The 16,006-nt window shown below is 60.0% G+C and carries 10 protein-coding genes; all 10 read left to right on the top strand.

Annotation, left to right across the window (positions count from 1 at the left end; genetic code table 11):
• Positions 1-586 precede the first annotated feature (586 nt).
• The 10 genes from lgt to recD all read left to right on the top strand — a co-directional run bounded on the left by lgt (position 587) and on the right by recD (position 15,979).
• Positions 587-1,462, top strand: coding sequence for a prolipoprotein diacylglyceryl transferase (lgt, locus tag ABIC80_RS13340; RefSeq protein ID WP_042713403.1), 876 nt, complete (start codon positions 587-589; stop codon positions 1,460-1,462).
• Between the two features lie 6 nt (positions 1,463-1,468).
• A complete protein-coding gene (gene thyA / locus ABIC80_RS13335; RefSeq protein WP_042713402.1) occupies positions 1,469-2,263 on the top strand; it encodes a thymidylate synthase in 795 nt (264 codons plus the stop codon).
• Positions 2,264-2,447: 184 nt separating this feature from the next.
• Positions 2,448-2,909, top strand: coding sequence for a prepilin peptidase-dependent protein (locus tag ABIC80_RS13330; RefSeq protein WP_429177451.1), 462 nt, complete (start codon positions 2,448-2,450; stop codon positions 2,907-2,909).
• Complete coding sequence (locus ABIC80_RS13325) at positions 2,903-3,466, top strand: prepilin peptidase-dependent protein (protein WP_429177449.1); 564 nt, start codon at positions 2,903-2,905, stop codon at positions 3,464-3,466. The genes ABIC80_RS13330 and ABIC80_RS13325 overlap by 7 nt, the downstream gene beginning before the upstream one ends.
• Positions 3,463-3,870, top strand: a complete 408-nt coding sequence (locus tag ABIC80_RS13320; RefSeq protein WP_429177447.1) for a DUF2509 family protein — start codon at positions 3,463-3,465, stop codon at positions 3,868-3,870. The genes ABIC80_RS13325 and ABIC80_RS13320 overlap by 4 nt, the downstream gene beginning before the upstream one ends.
• Positions 3,855-4,178: a prepilin-type N-terminal cleavage/methylation domain-containing protein gene (locus tag ABIC80_RS13315; protein WP_042713398.1), complete on the top strand. Its 324-nt coding sequence runs from the start codon at positions 3,855-3,857 to the stop codon at positions 4,176-4,178. Before ABIC80_RS13320 ends, ABIC80_RS13315 begins: the two co-directional genes overlap by 16 nt.
• A 12-nt stretch (positions 4,179-4,190) precedes the next feature.
• Positions 4,191-7,562, top strand: coding sequence for an exodeoxyribonuclease V subunit gamma (gene recC / locus ABIC80_RS13310; protein ID WP_042713397.1), 3,372 nt, complete (start codon positions 4,191-4,193; stop codon positions 7,560-7,562).
• 152 nt (positions 7,563-7,714) lie between these two features.
• Positions 7,715-10,603, top strand: a complete 2,889-nt coding sequence (ptrA, locus tag ABIC80_RS13305) for a pitrilysin (RefSeq protein ID WP_312605490.1) — start codon at positions 7,715-7,717, stop codon at positions 10,601-10,603.
• Complete coding sequence (gene recB, locus ABIC80_RS13300) at positions 10,596-14,144, top strand: exodeoxyribonuclease V subunit beta (protein WP_429177445.1); 3,549 nt, start codon at positions 10,596-10,598, stop codon at positions 14,142-14,144. The genes ptrA and recB overlap by 8 nt, the downstream gene beginning before the upstream one ends.
• The gene (recD, locus tag ABIC80_RS13295) at positions 14,141-15,979 is read left to right on the top strand and encodes an exodeoxyribonuclease V subunit alpha (protein WP_429177444.1); all 1,839 of its coding nucleotides are present in this window, start codon (positions 14,141-14,143) and stop codon (positions 15,977-15,979) included. The genes recB and recD overlap by 4 nt, the downstream gene beginning before the upstream one ends.
• Positions 15,980-16,006: the final 27 nt, after the last annotated feature.

Genomic DNA, 16,006 nt, shown 5'->3' with positions numbered 1-16,006 from the left:
GGGCAATATGCCTGATGGCGGCTTCGCCTTATCAGGCCTACCAGGGCAGACCTTCTTCGGTGGCCGGATAAGCATTGTTTTGTAGGCCGGGTAAGCGTAGCGCCATCCGGCAGAGGTTACGCATCTGGCTTGGCCGTTCGTAGGCCGGATAAGCGCCAGCGCCATCCGGCAGAGGTTACGCACCGGGCTTAGCCGTTCGTAGGCCGGATAAGCGCAGCGCCATCCGGCAGAGGCTGCGCACCGTGCTTTGCCGTTTGTAGGGCAGATAAGCGCAGCGCCATCCGGCAGAGGTTACGCATCGGGCTTTGCCGTTTGTAGGCCGGATAAGCGCAGCGCCATCCGGCATAGGTTGCGCACCGTGCTTTGCCTTTTGTAGGCCGGATAAGCGTAAGCGCCATCCGGCAAGGGCTCTGCGCAGAACCTCCGCCTGCACCCGTTTCGTTTATACATAACTTTTACAACATAGCGGCAACCTGCCTGATGTGCCTTATGCTATGATTCGCAGCTTTGGAGCGGCCGCCAGGCGCGACCGCGTCGGTGTACCGCTGTCCACTTTCGGCGGAATAACAACAAGTTGTGGTGACAGATGAACAGTGGCTATCTGCATTTTCCGGATTTTGATCCGGTGATTTTCTCCATCGGACCCGTATCCCTGCACTGGTACGGTCTGATGTATCTGGTCGGTTTTGTTTTCGCTATGTGGCTGGCAACCCGCCGGGCTAACCGCCCGAACAGCGGCTGGACCAAAAACGAAGTTGAAAACCTGCTCTACGCAGGCTTCCTCGGCGTGTTCCTCGGTGGCCGTCTCGGCTACGTGCTGTTCTACAATTTCCCGCTCTTCCTCGACGATCCGCTCTATCTCTTCCGCGTATGGGACGGCGGCATGTCCTTCCACGGCGGCTTAATCGGCGTGATCGTGGTGATGATCATCTTTGCTAAACGCACCAAACGCAGCTTCTTCCAGGTCGCCGACTTTATCGCGCCGCTGATCCCGTTTGGCCTCGGTGCCGGTCGCCTGGGTAACTTTATTAACGGCGAGCTGTGGGGCCGTGTCGATCCCTCCTTCAAATACACCATGCTGTTCCCTGGCTCGCGTGCGGAAGATATGGCACTGCTGCCTTCTCATCCGGAGTGGCAATCGATTTTTGATACCTACGGCGTTCTGCCGCGCCACATGTCCCAGCTCTATGAGCTGGCGCTGGAAGGCGTGGTGCTGTTTATCATTCTTAACCTCTTTATCCGTAAACCTCGCCCGACCGGCGCGGTCTCCGGCCTGTTCCTGATTGGCTACGGCGCGTTCCGTATCATCGTTGAGTTTTTCCGCCAGCCCGATGCCCAGTTTACCGGCGAGTGGGTGCAGTACATCAGCATGGGGCAGATCCTCTCCATTCCGATGATTATTGCAGGCGCCATCATGATGATCTGGGCGTACCGCCATCGTTCGCCGCAACACGTTTCCTGAGGAACCATGAAACAGTATTTAGAGTTGATGCAAAAGGTGCTTAACGAAGGCACCCCGAAAAATGACCGCACCGGGACAGGCACGCTGTCTATTTTTGGCCATCAGATGCGTTTTAATCTGCAGGACGGCTTCCCGCTGGTGACCACCAAGCGCTGCCATTTGCGTTCAATTATTCATGAGCTGCTGTGGTTCCTGCAGGGCGATACCAATATTGCCTACCTGCGTGAGAACAAGGTCTCTATCTGGGACGAATGGGCCGATGAAAATGGCGATCTGGGCCCGGTCTACGGCAAACAGTGGCGCGCCTGGCCGACGCCAGACGGCCGCCATATCGATCAGATTTCAACGGTCATTGAGCAGCTGAAAAACGATCCGGACTCGCGCCGCATTATCGTTTCGGCGTGGAACGTCGGCGAACTGGACAAAATGGCGCTGGCCCCGTGCCACGCTTTTTTCCAGTTCTATGTGGCAGACGGCAAGCTCTCTTGCCAGCTCTACCAGCGTTCGTGCGACGTCTTCCTCGGCCTGCCGTTCAATATCGCCAGCTACGCGTTGCTGGTGCATATGATGGCGCAGCAGTGTGATCTTGAGCCGGGTGACTTTGTCTGGACCGGTGGCGATACGCACCTCTACAGCAACCACCTTGAGCAGACGCACCTGCAACTGAGCCGCGAGCCGCGCGCGTTGCCGAAACTGGTTATCAAACGTAAACCCGCTTCGCTGTTTGATTACCGTTTCGAAGACTTCGAAATCGAAGGCTACGATCCGCACCCTGCGATCAAAGCGCCGGTCGCTATCTGACCTCGCTCAGCCTGACACAACCGGCGCGTTAACGTGCCGGTTTTTTTTGCCTGCAAATCGCTTTTTCGGCACAGCTTCCAGGCTTTATGTAACCCGCTGCAATCCTCTTTTTTCCTTGTGTAACGCCTCGTAAACCTGCCTTTTCCTCCTCGACGAATTTTTCTCCCGACGACAGACTGCCGCCATGAAAAAAGAAGATGGCTTTACATTGATTGAAACCCTCGTTGCCGTGGCGCTGATTGTCATTCTCAGCGCAGCGGGGATTTCCGGCTGGCAGAGCTGGCAAGCGCAGCAGCGGCTGTGGCAAACCGCCCTGCAGGCGCGCCATTTCCTTGAGCGCTTGCGGGAGGAGGCCAACTGGCGCAACCAGTCGCAGGTTGTTTACAGCGTGCGGGAGGGCGAGCAGTGGTGCTTGCTTAACGCACCGGCGGCGCGTTGCTCAGCGCAGCAGGCGTTAATGATGCGCCCGGCCTGGCCGGACGTCGTACTGGCTGATGTTACGCCGTCGCTCGGCTTTTATGGTTTACGCAATACCGCCTGGCCGGGGCACATTCGCCTGCGCAGCAGCGCCGGTGAGTGGCGGGTGGTGGTCTCTGCATGGGGAAGGATCAGAATGTGTCAGCCTGGAGGGGGGAGTGCATGTTAAACGGTCAGCGTGGTTTTTCCTTACTGGAGACGCTGCTGGCAATGGCCATCGGTAGTGTGCTGCTGCTTGCTTCCGCCCGCTTTCTGCCGGGTCTACAGATTGCCCTTATGCAGCACACCCGGCTGCAGACTATTGAGGACGACCTCTGGCAGAGGCTGCGGGCGGTCGCTAAACACCTGCAGCGCGCGGGTTACTGCAACGGTAGCTGTAATGGTCAGCCGCTTTTTATCAGCGCCAAAGGGGAGTGTGTCATTGCGCAGTGGGATGCCAACAGCAACGGTCGCTGGGAGGGTGCACCCAGTAATGACGCGGAACAAACGGCCTTTCGCCTGCAAAACGGTGCGCTGGAAACGCTACGCGGTGCGACCTCCTGCACCGGGCGAGGGTGGGAAAAAGTCACCGATCCGGCGCAGATGCGCGTCGAGCGCTTTAGCGTAACCCAACGGCAGACGGCAGGTTTGTCGCCGCAGCTTACGATCCAGCTTGCCGCCAGCCTGCCGGGCGCTGCTGAGAAAACGGTGAGCGGCGAGCTAACCGTCACCGGGTATAACCTGTGAATCGGCAGCGCGGCGTATCCTCCCTGGCGCTGGTGCTTCTGTTGCTGCTGCTGGGTAGCCTGATGCTCAACGGCCTTAGCCAGCAGCTAACCAGCCATATCTGGCGGGTCAATCGTGAAGGGCAAGGGATACGCCGCACTGCAGAGGTCTCATCGGCGATGGAGGCGGCGCGGCACAGGCGATGGCCTGCTGAGCCTGCGCTGCAATGCCAGCAGCCTGATGCAGAGGGCGTGCGAAGCTGTCTGCGTATTTTTGCCGACGGCTCCGCTTTGCTGATCGTCGCCAGCGCAGAAGCGGCATTATGGCGGCTGGGGCGGGTAGAGGGTGAGCAGGTTCGCTTCTCTCCCCACGGCTGGAGCGATTTCTGCCCGCTTACGGAGAGCGCATTATGTCAACTTCCCTGAACCGGGAGCGGGGCTTCAGCCTGACGGAAGTCCTGCTGGCGATGGTGCTGATGGTGATGGTGGTCACCGCCCTTGGCGGGTATCATCGCGCGCTGTCCGCCGGGTTTTCTACCGCCAGCCAGTGGCGACAGCTCTGGCGCTATGCATGGCAGCAGGCTCAACCTCACGCGACGCCGCTCCCTTCGGGCTGGCAGGTTTCACGGGGGCAGACAACAACAGAAGGATGTGTCAGCATCAACGTCACCGTTATCTCGCCGCTGGGCAGGCAGGGGAAAATGACGCAACTTTTTTGCCCAAATAGTCAGTAGCCAGGAGCACGTATGTTAAGGGTTTATCACTCCAATCGTCTGGATGTGCTTGAAGCACTGATGGAGTTTATCGTTGAGCATGACAGGCTCGACGATCCCTTTGCGCCGGAAGTGATCATGGTGCAAAGCACCGGGATGGCGCAGTGGCTGCAGATGACCCTGGCGCAAAAATTTGGCATCGCTGCCAATATCACCTTTCCGCTTCCGGCGAGCTTTATCTGGGAGATGTTCGTTACCGTCCTGGAGGACATTCCCAAAGAGAGCGCCTTTAACAAACAGAGTATGAGCTGGAAGCTAATGTCGCTGCTGCCTGCGCTGCTGGAGCATGAAGATTTTGCCATGCTGCATCACTATCTTCACGATGATGATGACAAGCGCAAACTGTTCCAGCTCTGCTCACGCGTGGCGGATCTCTACGATCAGTATCTGGTTTATCGCCCGGAGTGGCTGACGCGCTGGGAGGCGGGTGAACGGGTCGACGGGCTGGACGACGCGCAGCGCTGGCAGGCACCGCTCTGGCGCGCGCTGGTTGAGCATACCCGCGAGTTAGGCCAGCCCCACTGGCACCGCGCCAACCTCTATCAGCGCTTTATCTCCCGGCTTGAATCGGCGAAAGAGCCGCCAGCCGGGCTGCCTGCCCGCGTCTTTATCTGCGGCATCTCCGCGCTGCCGCCTGTCTACCTGCAAGCCCTGCAGGCGCTGGGCAAACATATTGATGTGCATCTGCTGTTTACTAACCCCTGTCGTTACTACTGGGGCGATATCAAAGACCCGGCGTTTCTCGCACGGCTGGTCACGCGCCGCCGCCGTCATCACCGGGATGACCGCCAGTTTCCTCTTTTCCGCGATACGCAAAGCGCGGAAGGTCTGTTCAATGGCGAAGGGGAGCAGGATGTGGGTAACCCACTGCTGGCCTCCTGGGGCAAGCTGGGGCGCGACAACATCTTTCTGCTGGCAGGTATGGAGCGCTATGAAGAGCTGGATGCCTTTGTCGACATCACCCCAGGCTCGCTGCTGCAAAACCTGAAGTACGACATCCTTGAGCTGCAAAACAGCGCGGTAGCTGGCGTCACGGCAGAGGAGTTCGCGCGGAGCGATAAGAAACGCCCGCTCGATCCAGAAGATCGCAGCGTTACGGTGCATATCTGCCACAGCCCGCAGCGGGAAGTGGAGGTGCTGCACGATCGTCTGCTGGCGATGCTGGAGGAGGATCCGGAGCTGACGCCGCGCGATATCGTGGTGATGGTGGCAGATATCGACAGCTACAGCCCCTATATTCAGGCGGTGTTCGGCAGCGCCAGCGGTGAGCGCTACATTCCCTATGCGGTATCTGACCGCCGCGCGCGTCAGGCTCACCCCGCGCTGCAAGCCTTTATCAGCCTCTTATCCCTGCCGGACAGCCGCTTCGTCTCGGAAGATGTGCTGGCCCTGCTGGATGTGCCGGTGCTGGCGGCCCGTTTCAACATTACCGAAGAGGGGTTGCGCTACCTGCGCCTGTGGGTAAACGAGTCCGGCATTCGCTGGGGGATGGATGATGACAACGTGCGCGAGCTCGAACTGCCGCCTACCGGGCAGCACACCTGGCAGTTTGGCCTGACGCGTATGCTGCTCGGCTACGCCATGGAGAGCCACCGGGGCGAGTGGCAGTCAATTCTGCCCTATGACGAGTCGAGCGGGCTGATTGCGGAGCTGGTCGGTCACCTGGCCTCGCTGCTGATGCAGCTCAATATCTGGCGCCGGGGGCTTGCCGAAGAGCGCCCGCTGGAGGAGTGGCTACCGGTCTGCCGGGAGATGCTTAATGACTTCTTCCTGCCGGATCAGGAGACCGAAGCCGCACTGGCGCTGATTGAACAGCAGTGGCAGGCGATCATCGCCCAGGGCGTTGGCGCGAGCTATGGCGAAGCAGTCCCGCTCTCGCTGCTGCGTGATGAACTGGCTCAGCGTCTCGATCAGGAACGCATTAGCCAGCGCTTCCTCGCTGGCCCCGTCAATATCTGTACGCTGATGCCGATGCGCTCGATCCCCTTCAAGGTGGTCTGCCTGCTGGGGATGAACGACGGCATCTATCCGCGTACGCTGCCTCCGCTCGGCTTTGATCTGATGAGCCAGAAACCGCAGCGCGGCGATCGCAGCCGCCGTGATGATGACCGCTATCTCTTCCTGGAAGCGCTCATCTCCGCGCAGCAGCAGCTCTATATCAGCTATATAGGCCGTTCGATCCAGGATAACAAAGAGCGTTTCCCTTCGGTGCTGGTGCAGGAGCTGGTGGACTATATCGGCCAGAGCCACCATCTGCCGGGTGACGAGGCGCTCAACTGCGACGAAAGCGAGCGGCGGGTGAAGGCGCATATCACCCATCTGCATACCCGCATGCCGTTCGACCCGGCTAACTATACGGTGGATGAGTGGCAGAGCTATGCCCGCGACTGGCTGCCCGCCGCCAGCCTGCAGGGCGAAGAGCATCTGCCCTTTATTCAGACGCTGGAGACGCCAACGCTTGAGACGCTGGCCTTTGACCAGCTTCAGCGCTTCTGGGCGCACCCGGTGCGCGCCTTCTTCCAGATGCGTCTGCGGGTTAACTTCCGCCCCGAAGAGAGCGATATTCCTGACGCCGAGCCCTTTATTCTTGATGGCCTCGATCGCTACCAGCTTAACGATGAGCTACTGAATGCGCTGGTTGAAGAGCAGGATGCGGAAAAACTGTTCCGCCGCTACCGCGCTGCGGGTGTGCTGCCATACGGGGCATTTGGTGAGATTGTCTGGGAGACGCAGTGCAAAGAGATGCAGGCGCTGGCCAGCCGCGTTATTGAGCATCGGCAACCGGCAGACAGCCTTGAAATCGACCTGCACTGCGCGGGTGTTCATCTGACCGGATGGCTGGCTCACGTGCAGCCGGACGGGCTGCTGCGCTGGCGTCCATCGCAGCTGAAGGTCTCCCAGGGGCTGCAACTTTGGCTGGAACATCTTGTCTACTGTGCCAGTGGCGGAACGGGAGAGAGCCGTCTCTTTGTGCGCAAAGATGGTCAGTGGCGCTTCCCGCCGTTGCCGCCTGAAGAGGCGCTGCGCTACCTGGCGTTAATGATCGAAGGCTATCGCGAAGGGATGGCGAAACCCTTGCTACTGCTACCGGAAAGCGGCGGCGCGTGGATAAAAGCCTGTTATGACGCGGCAAATGATGCCATGGTAAAGGACGACGAGACGTTGCAAAAAGCGCAGAGCAAATTTTTGCAGGCGTATGAAGGCAACATGGTGGTCAGCGGAGAAGGTGCCGATGTCTGGTATCAGCGTCTGTGGCGAACCCTCGAGCCGGAGTACTTCGCAGAGATTACCGCGCAGGCGCAACGTTTCCTGTTACCGCTTTATCGACACAATCAGCCCGCCTGACGGTATAAAAATTGCGCAGAGGGGAGCCATCCCTTATTATGCGCGACGGTCACGGACTGATATAACACGCGTGTTGACGCTGTCAGCACACATTTACCTGCTACTCCGGCGGTGATCGGGGGAGCAGGAAAAGTTAATGATGAGGTTCGTGAATGCCCCGCAGCACCTGGTTAACTATCTTCGTTCTGTTTTTTGCCCTGTGGGCGCCACTCAGTCAGGCTGACACCGGCTGGCAGCCTGTTAAAGAAACTATCCGTAAGAGCGACAAAGATACGCGGCAGTATCAGGCGATCCGCCTCGATAACGGCATGGTCGTGCTGCTGGTCTCGGATGCGCAGGCGGTCAAATCTCTTTCCGCACTGGTTGTGCCGGTCGGCTCGCTTGAAGATCCCGATAGCCACCCAGGTCTTGCTCACTATCTTGAGCACATGACGCTGATGGGGTCGAAAAAGTATCCGCAGCCAGACAGCCTCGCTGAATACCTCAAAATGCACGGCGGTAGCCACAACGCCAGCACTGCGCCTTATCGCACCGCTTACTATCTGGAAGTGGAAAACGACGCGCTGGACGGCGCGGTGGATCGTCTAGCCGATGCCATCGCCGAGCCGCTGCTGGCAAAGAAGTACGCCGAGCGGGAGCGTAACGCGGTCAACGCGGAGCTGACCATGGCGCGTACCCGTGACGGCATGCGCATGGCGCAGGTGAGTGCGGAGACCATTAACCCCGCTCACCCTGGCGCGCGCTTCTCCGGCGGCAATCTTGAAACCCTCAGCGATAAACCGGGCAGCCCGGTGCATGACGCGCTGCTGGCGTTTCGCGATAAGTTCTATTCGGCCAACCTGATGAAAGCGGTGATTTACAGCAATCGCCCGCTTAACGAGCTGGCGACGCTCGCGGTTCAGACTTATGGCCGGGTTCCCAACAAAAATATCACCCGGCCTGAGATCACCGTGCCGGTGGTAACGGATGCGCAAAAAGGCATCATTATTCACTACGTGCCGGAAGTGCCGAACAAGGTGCTGCGCGTTGAGTTTCGTATCGATAACAACACGGCGGCCTTTCGCAGCAAAACCGACGAGCTGATTACCTATCTGATTGGCAATCGCAGCCCAGGTACGCTCTCGGACTGGCTGCAAAGCCAGGGGCTGGTTGAGGGGATTCGCGGTGATTCCGACCCGGTAGTCAACGGCAACAGCGGCGTGCTGGCCATCTCTGCCACGCTGACGGATAAAGGGCTGGCGAACCGCGATCGGGTGGTCGCCGCCATCTTCAGCTACCTGCAACTGTTGCGTGAAAAGGGGATCGATAAACGCTATTTCGATGAGCTGGCGCACATTCTCGATCTCGATTTCCGCTACCCGTCGATCACCCGCGATATGGATTACGTTGAGTGGCTCGCCGACACGATGATCCGCGTGCCGGTTGCGCACACCCTCGATTCCGTCAACATCGCCGACCAGTTTGATGCTAAAGCGGTGCAGGCGCGTCTTGATGAGATGACGCCGCAAAATGCGCGTATCTGGTATATCAGCCCCGATGAGCCGCACAACAAAAAAGCCTACTTTGTTGATGCCCCTTACCAGGTGGAGAAAATTACCGCTGATCGCTTTGCCGCCTGGCAAAAGGATGAAGCAGGGATCGAACTGAAATTCCCGGAGCTTAACCCCTATATCCCGGATGACTTCTCGCTGATTACCCCGGCGAAAAAATACACGCATCCGGAGCTTATTGTTGATGAACCTGCTTTGCGCGTGGTCTACATGCCAAGCCGTTACTTCGCCAATGAACCGCGCGCGGATGTCAGCGTGGTGCTGCGTAATCCGCAGGCGATGGACAGTGCGAAAAACCAGGTGATGTTTGCCTTAAATGATTACCTGGCAGGGCTGGCGCTCGATCAGCTCAGTAACCAGGCTGCGGTCGGCGGCATCGGCTTTTCCACCAATGCCAATAACGGTTTGATGCTGAATGCCAACGGCTATACGCAGCGCCTGCCGCAGCTCTTCAGCGCCTTGCTGGAGGGGTATTTCAGTTATACGCCAACCGAGGAGCAGCTGACGCAGGCGAAATCCTGGTACAGCCGGATGATGGCCTCGGCGGAGAAGGGCAAAGCGTTTGACCAGGCGATTATGCCGGTGCAGATGATATCGCAGGTGCCCTATTTCCCGCGCGAAGCACGCCGTGCGCTACTGCCGTCGATCACCGTGCAGGACATTCTGCATTATCGCGATGCGCTGAAGCACAACGCCCGCCCGGAGTTTCTGGTGGTGGGTAACCTGAGCGAACAGCAGGCGAAAGACCTTGCCCGCAACGTGCAAAAACAGCTTGGCACCAGCGGTAACGAGTGGTGCCGTAACAAAGACGTGCTGGTGGATAAAAAGCAGAACGTCATGTTTGAGAAAGCGGGCAACAGCACCGATTCCGCGCTGGCTGCCGTCTTTGTGCCGACCGGTTTTGATGAGTACAGCAGCTCGGCGTACAGCGCGATGCTCGGGCAGATTGTGCAGCCGTGGTTCTACAACCAGCTGCGCACCGAAGAGCAGCTCGGTTATGCCGTCTTTGCTTTTCCCATCAATGTTGGCCGCCAGTGGGGAATGGGCTTCCTGTTGCAGAGCAATGAGAAGCAGCCCGCCTGGCTCTGGGAGCGCTATAAAGCCTTCTTCCCGACCGCTGAAGCGCGCCTGCGTGCGATGAAGCCGGAGGAGTTTGCGCAGATCCAGCAGGGGGTCATTGCGCAAATGCTGCAAGCGCCGCAGACATTAGGCGAGGAGGCTTCCAAATTGAGCAAAGATTTCGATCGCGGCAATATGCGCTTCGATTCACGTGATAAAGTAGTGGCCCAAATAAAAGCGCTGACGCCGCAAAAACTTGCGGACTTCTTCCATCAGGCGGTGGTTGAGCCGCAAGGTATGGCGATACTGTCACAGATCTCCGGAAGCCAGAGCGGAAAAGCCGATTATGCCCGCCCTGACGGCTGGAAGGTGTGGAAGGACGCCAGCGCGTTGCAACAATCCTTACCCTTGATGAGCGAGAAAAATGAGTGAAACGACCGCTGAGACCCTTGATCCCCTGCGCCTGCCGCTTACCGGCGAGCGCCTGATTGAAGCCTCGGCGGGCACAGGTAAGACCTTCACCATCGCCGCGCTCTATCTGCGGCTGTTACTCGGGCTTGGCGGCAATGCCGCCTTTCCCCGCCCGCTCAATGTCGAAGAGCTGCTGGTGGTCACCTTCACCGAAGCGGCGACGGAAGAGCTACGTGGGCGTATTCGCAGCAACATCCATGAGCTTCGTATTGCCTGCCTGCGTGAAAGCAGCGACAACCCGCTCTACGCCAGCCTGCTGGCAGAGATTGAGGATAAACAGCAGGCCGCCCACTGGCTGATGCTGGCGGAGCGGCAGATGGATGAGGCCGCGGTCTTTACCATCCACGGTTTTTGCCAGCGCATGCTCAGCCTCAATGCCTTTGAATCCGGCATGCTGTTTGAACTGAAACTGCTGGAAGATGAAACCCTGCTGCGCTACCAGGCCTGCGCCGACTTCTGGCGTCGCCACTGCTACCCGCTGCCGCGCGACATTGCGCAGGTGATCCACGATTTGTGGAAGGGGCCGCAGGATCTGCTCAGGTCCATCGACCGCTATTTACAGGGCGAAGCCCCGCAGATCAAATCGCCGCCGCCGGAGGAGGAGACCCTCGCGTCGCGCCATGCGCAGATTGTCTCGCAGATTGATGCGGTGAAACGTCAGTGGCTCGACTCCGTCAGTGAACTTGAGCCGCTGCTGGAAAATTCCGGCATCGACCGGCGCAAGTTCAACCGCGGCAACCAGGGAAAGTGGATTGAGAAGATCTCCGCCTGGGCGCAGGAGGAGACCAACACCTATCTGCTGCCGGACGCGCTGGAGAAGTTCTCGCAGGCGTTTCTCGCCCAGCGCACCAAAGCGGGCGGCGTGGTGCCCGAGCATCCGCTGTTTGTCGCCATCGAAACGCTGCTGGCGCAGCCGTTGACTCTGAGCGATCTGGTGCTGACCCGCGCGATGCGCGAAATCCGCGACGCGGTGGCAAAAGAGAAGCGCCGCCGCGGTGAGCTCGGTTTTGACGACATGCTCAGCCGGCTCGATCACGCCTTACAAAGCCCGAACGGCGAGGCGCTGGCTGCGGCTATCCGCACCCGTTTTCCGGTGGCGATGATCGATGAATTTCAGGATACCGACCCGCAGCAGTACCGCATCTTTAGCCGTATCTGGCTGAATCAGCCCGAGTGCGGCCTGCTGCTGATTGGCGATCCCAAGCAGGCGATCTACGCTTTTCGCGGCGCTGATATCTTCACCTATATGAAAGCGCGCGACGAAGTGAGCGCCCGCTACACCCTCGACACCAACTGGCGCTCGTCGCCGGGGATGATCGCCAGCGTCAACCGGCTCTTTAGCCAGATGGACGACGCGTTTATGTTCCGCCAGATCCCCTTCCTGCCGGTGAAAGCGGCTGCGCGCAACAGCGGCCTGCGCTTTGCGGTGAAGGGAGAAACCCAGCCGTCGATGAAGCTGTGGCTGATGGAGGGCGAAGGCGTTGGCGTCGGTGATTACCAGAGCTTTATGGCACAGCTCTGCGCGATGCAGATCCGCGACTGGCTCAGCGCCGGGCAAAAAGGCGATGCGCTGCTCTACGAAGGGGATAAAGCGCGGCCGGTGAAAGCTTCGGATATCACCGTGCTGGTACGCAGCCGCCATGAAGCATCGCTTATACGCGATGCGCTGACGCTGCTCGGCATTCCTTCTGTCTACCTCTCCAACCGCGACAGCGTGTTTGAAACGCCGGAAGCGCAGGAGCTGCTCTGGCTGCTGCATGCGGTGCTGACGCCGGAGCGTGAAAACACGCTGCGTAGCGCGCTGGCAACCTCGATGCTCGGGCTGACGGCGCGGGATATCGATGCGCTCAATCTTGATGAAGAGGCCTGGGATCGGGTGGTTGAGGAGTTCTCCCACTACCGCGAGCTGTGGCAAAAACGCGGCGTAATGGCGATGCTGCGCACGCTGATGAGTGCGCGTAACGTGGCGGAAAACCTGCTCGCCACGCCCGGCGGGGAGCGGCGCTTAACCGATATTCTGCATGTCAGCGAACTGTTGCAGGAAGCGGGCACGCAGCTTGAAAGTGAGCACGCACTTACCCGCTGGCTGACGCAGCATATCGCCGAGCCGAACACCAGTGCCGCCAGCGAGCAGATGCGTCTGGAGAGTGACAAGCACCTGGTGCAGATTGTCACTATTCATAAATCGAAAGGCCTTGAGTATCCGCTGGTCTGGCTGCCATTTATCGCCAACTTCCGCGTACAAGACCAGGGTTTTTACCACGATCGCGCCTCGTTCAACGCGGTGCTCGATCTCAGCCATGCCGAAGAGAGCATTGAGCTGGCAGAGGCGGAGCGGCTGGCGGAAGATTTACGCCTGCTCTATGTCGCACTGACTCGTTCGGTATGGCACTGCAGTCTGGGCATTGCGCCGCTGTTTCGCCGTCGTGGCGAGAAGAGCGGGCCCACTGATTTCCACCTCAGCGCGTTGGGCCGGCTGATTCAGAAGGGCGAGGCGCTGGACGCCGCCGGGCTGCGTCAGGCGCTGGCAGCGATCTGCAATGAAGAGATTGTGCTGGCCATACCGCCCACGCCGGACACCGGGCGCTGGGAGTTACCGCAGCCGCAGCCGCCCGCGCTTAGCGTGCGCGAAGTGATGCGCCGGGTCGCCGATGACTGGCGTGTGACCAGTTACTCGGGTCTGCAACAGCACGGGCACGGCCTTGCCCAGGATCTGCTCCCGCGTCTGGATGTCGACGCCGCAGGCGAGCGCGAGGTGCAGACGCAGCCGATGCTGACGCCGCACCAGTTTCCGCGCGGCGCGGCGCCGGGCACGTTCTTGCACAGTCTGTTTGAGGATATTGATTTCACCCAGCCGGTATCACCGGAGTGGGTGGCGGAAAAGCTGCTGGTGGCAGGATATGAAGAGCACTGGCAACCGGTGCTGAGCAGCTGGCTGGAGACGGTGCTGCACGCGCCGCTAACCCCAGCCGGGGTCTCTCTTAGCCAGTTGACGGCTAAAGATAAACAGGTCGAGATGGAGTTTTATCTCCCCATCAGCGCCACGCTGAGCGCAGAGGCGCTCGACGGGCTGATTCGCCGCTACGATCCGCTGTCGGCTGGCTGCGCGCCGCTCGATTTTCGCGACGTGCGCGGGATGCTAAAGGGATTTATCGACCTGGTGTTTCGCCATCAGGGGCGCTACTACCTGCTCGATTACAAATCCAACTGGCTCGGCGAAAACGCGCAGGCCTATACGCAAGAGGCGATGGCAGCGGCCATGCAGTCCCATCGCTACGATTTGCAGTACCAGCTCTATACCCTGGCGCTGCACCGCTATCTACGCCACCGCATCGCCGATTACGACTATGAGCGCCATTTCGGCGGTGTGATCTACCTCTTTTTACGCGGCGTGGAAGCGCAGCAACCGGAGCAGGGGATTTTCACCACCTGCCCGGAGGCAGCGCTGATCGCCCGCATGGATACCCTGTTTGCAGGTGAAGTACCGGAGATGACGCCATGAATGTGCAGGCTTTACTGCAAGAAGCGATGGAGCAGAAGCTGCTGCGTCCGCTGGACGTGCAGTTTGCCCTGACGGTGGCTGGCACGGAAGAGCCCGCCCTGCTGCTGGCCGCCGCGCTGCTGAGCCGCGATGCCGGAGAGGGGCACGTCTGTCTGCCGCTCTCACGCCTGACGCCCGAGGTGTTCGGCGGTGATTCGCCGCTCGCCCGCCAGCTGTTTGAGATGGCCGGGCCGCCTGACGACTGGCAGGCGTTGCTGCTTGCCTCGCCAGCGGTTGGCGACGGCAGCGGCGCAACGCCGATTATTCTGCACGATGCGCGCCTCTACCTGAACCGTATGTGGTGGAACGAGCGACGTGTCGCGGAGTTCTTTGCCGCCCAGGATACCGTTGATGAGGCGGATGAAGCGCGCCTTTCTGAGGCGCTGGCCTCACTCTTTCCGCCAGACAATGAAGCCGATGTGAACTGGCAAAAAGTCGCCGCCGCCGTGGCGCTTACCCGGCGAATTTCGGTGATCTCCGGCGGGCCGGGAACCGGTAAAACCACCACCGTGGCGAAGCTGCTGGCGGCGCTGGTACAAACGCTCAATGGTAGCCGCTGCCGTATCTGCCTGGCTGCGCCCACCGGTAAAGCCGCCGCGCGGTTAACTGAATCCCTCGGCAACGCGCTGCGCCAGCTACCCCTTGATGAGGCGCAAAAAGCGCTGCTGCCGGATGAGGCCAGCACGCTGCACAGGCTGCTCGGCGCACAGCCGGGAAGCCAGCGCATGCGCCATCACGCCCTCAACCCGCTGCATCTGGACGTGCTGGTGGTGGATGAGGCGTCGATGATTGACCTGCCGATGATGTCGCGGCTGATTGATGCGCTGCCGCCGCGGGCGCGGGTGATCTTCCTCGGCGATCGCGATCAGCTAGCCTCCGTTGAGGCTGGTGCGGTGCTGGGGGATATCTGCGCCTGGGTAAATGCCGGGTACAGTGCGACGCGCGCGGCGCAACTCTCACGCTTAACCGGCGCGAAAGTGCCCGCAGGCGAAGGCGAGGCGGCTACCGCGCTGCGTGACAGCCTCTGCCTGCTGCAAAAAAGTTACCGCTTCGGCAGCCACTCCGGCATCGGTCAGCTGGCCGCCGCGGTTAACCGCGGTGATAAGCGCGCCACGCAGGCGGTCTTCAGCCAGGGCTTTGAGGATATCGAGCGGAAACCGCTCAACAGTGCCGAAGCCTATCAGGAGATGATTGACGACGCGCTGGCGGGCTACGGGCACTATCTCTCGCTGGTGCAGGGCCACGCCGAACCGGAAGCGATTATCGCCGCCTTCGGCGAGTACCAGCTGCTCTGCGCGTTGCGCGAAGGGCCGTTTGGCGTCAGCGGGCTGAATGAACGGCTTGAGCTGGCATTGGTGCGTCAGCGTAAAATTACCCGCCAGCCCTTCTCGCGCTGGTACCACGGCAGGCCGGTGATGATTTCGCGTAACGACTCCGCGCTGGGGCTATTCAATGGTGATATCGGCATTGCGCTGGATCGGGGGCAGGGGATGCGCGTCTGGTTCCCGCTACCTGGCGGGAAGATCAAGTCGGTGCAGCCGAGCCGCTTGCCGGAGCATGAAACCGCCTGGGCGATGACGGTGCATAAATCTCAGGGCTCGGAGTTTGATCACGCCGCGCTGATCCTGCCTGCGCAAAACGTGCCGGTGGTGACGCGCGAGCTAGTCTACACCGCGATTACTCGCGCACGTAAACGGCTCTCGCTCTATGCCGATGAGCGTGTGCTGGGCCAGGCAATTGCCACCCGCACCGAGCGGCGCAGCGGACTTGAAGCGCTGTTCAGCGCCCTGAAATAAAACGCCCCGCACAGGGCGGGGCGTGAA

Origin of the sequence: Kosakonia sp. 1610, assembly GCF_050435845.1 — a bacterium.
Taxonomy (GTDB): Bacteria; Pseudomonadota; Gammaproteobacteria; order Enterobacterales; family Enterobacteriaceae; genus Kosakonia; species Kosakonia cowanii.
This window is presented reverse-complemented; position numbering and strand designations above follow the sequence as displayed.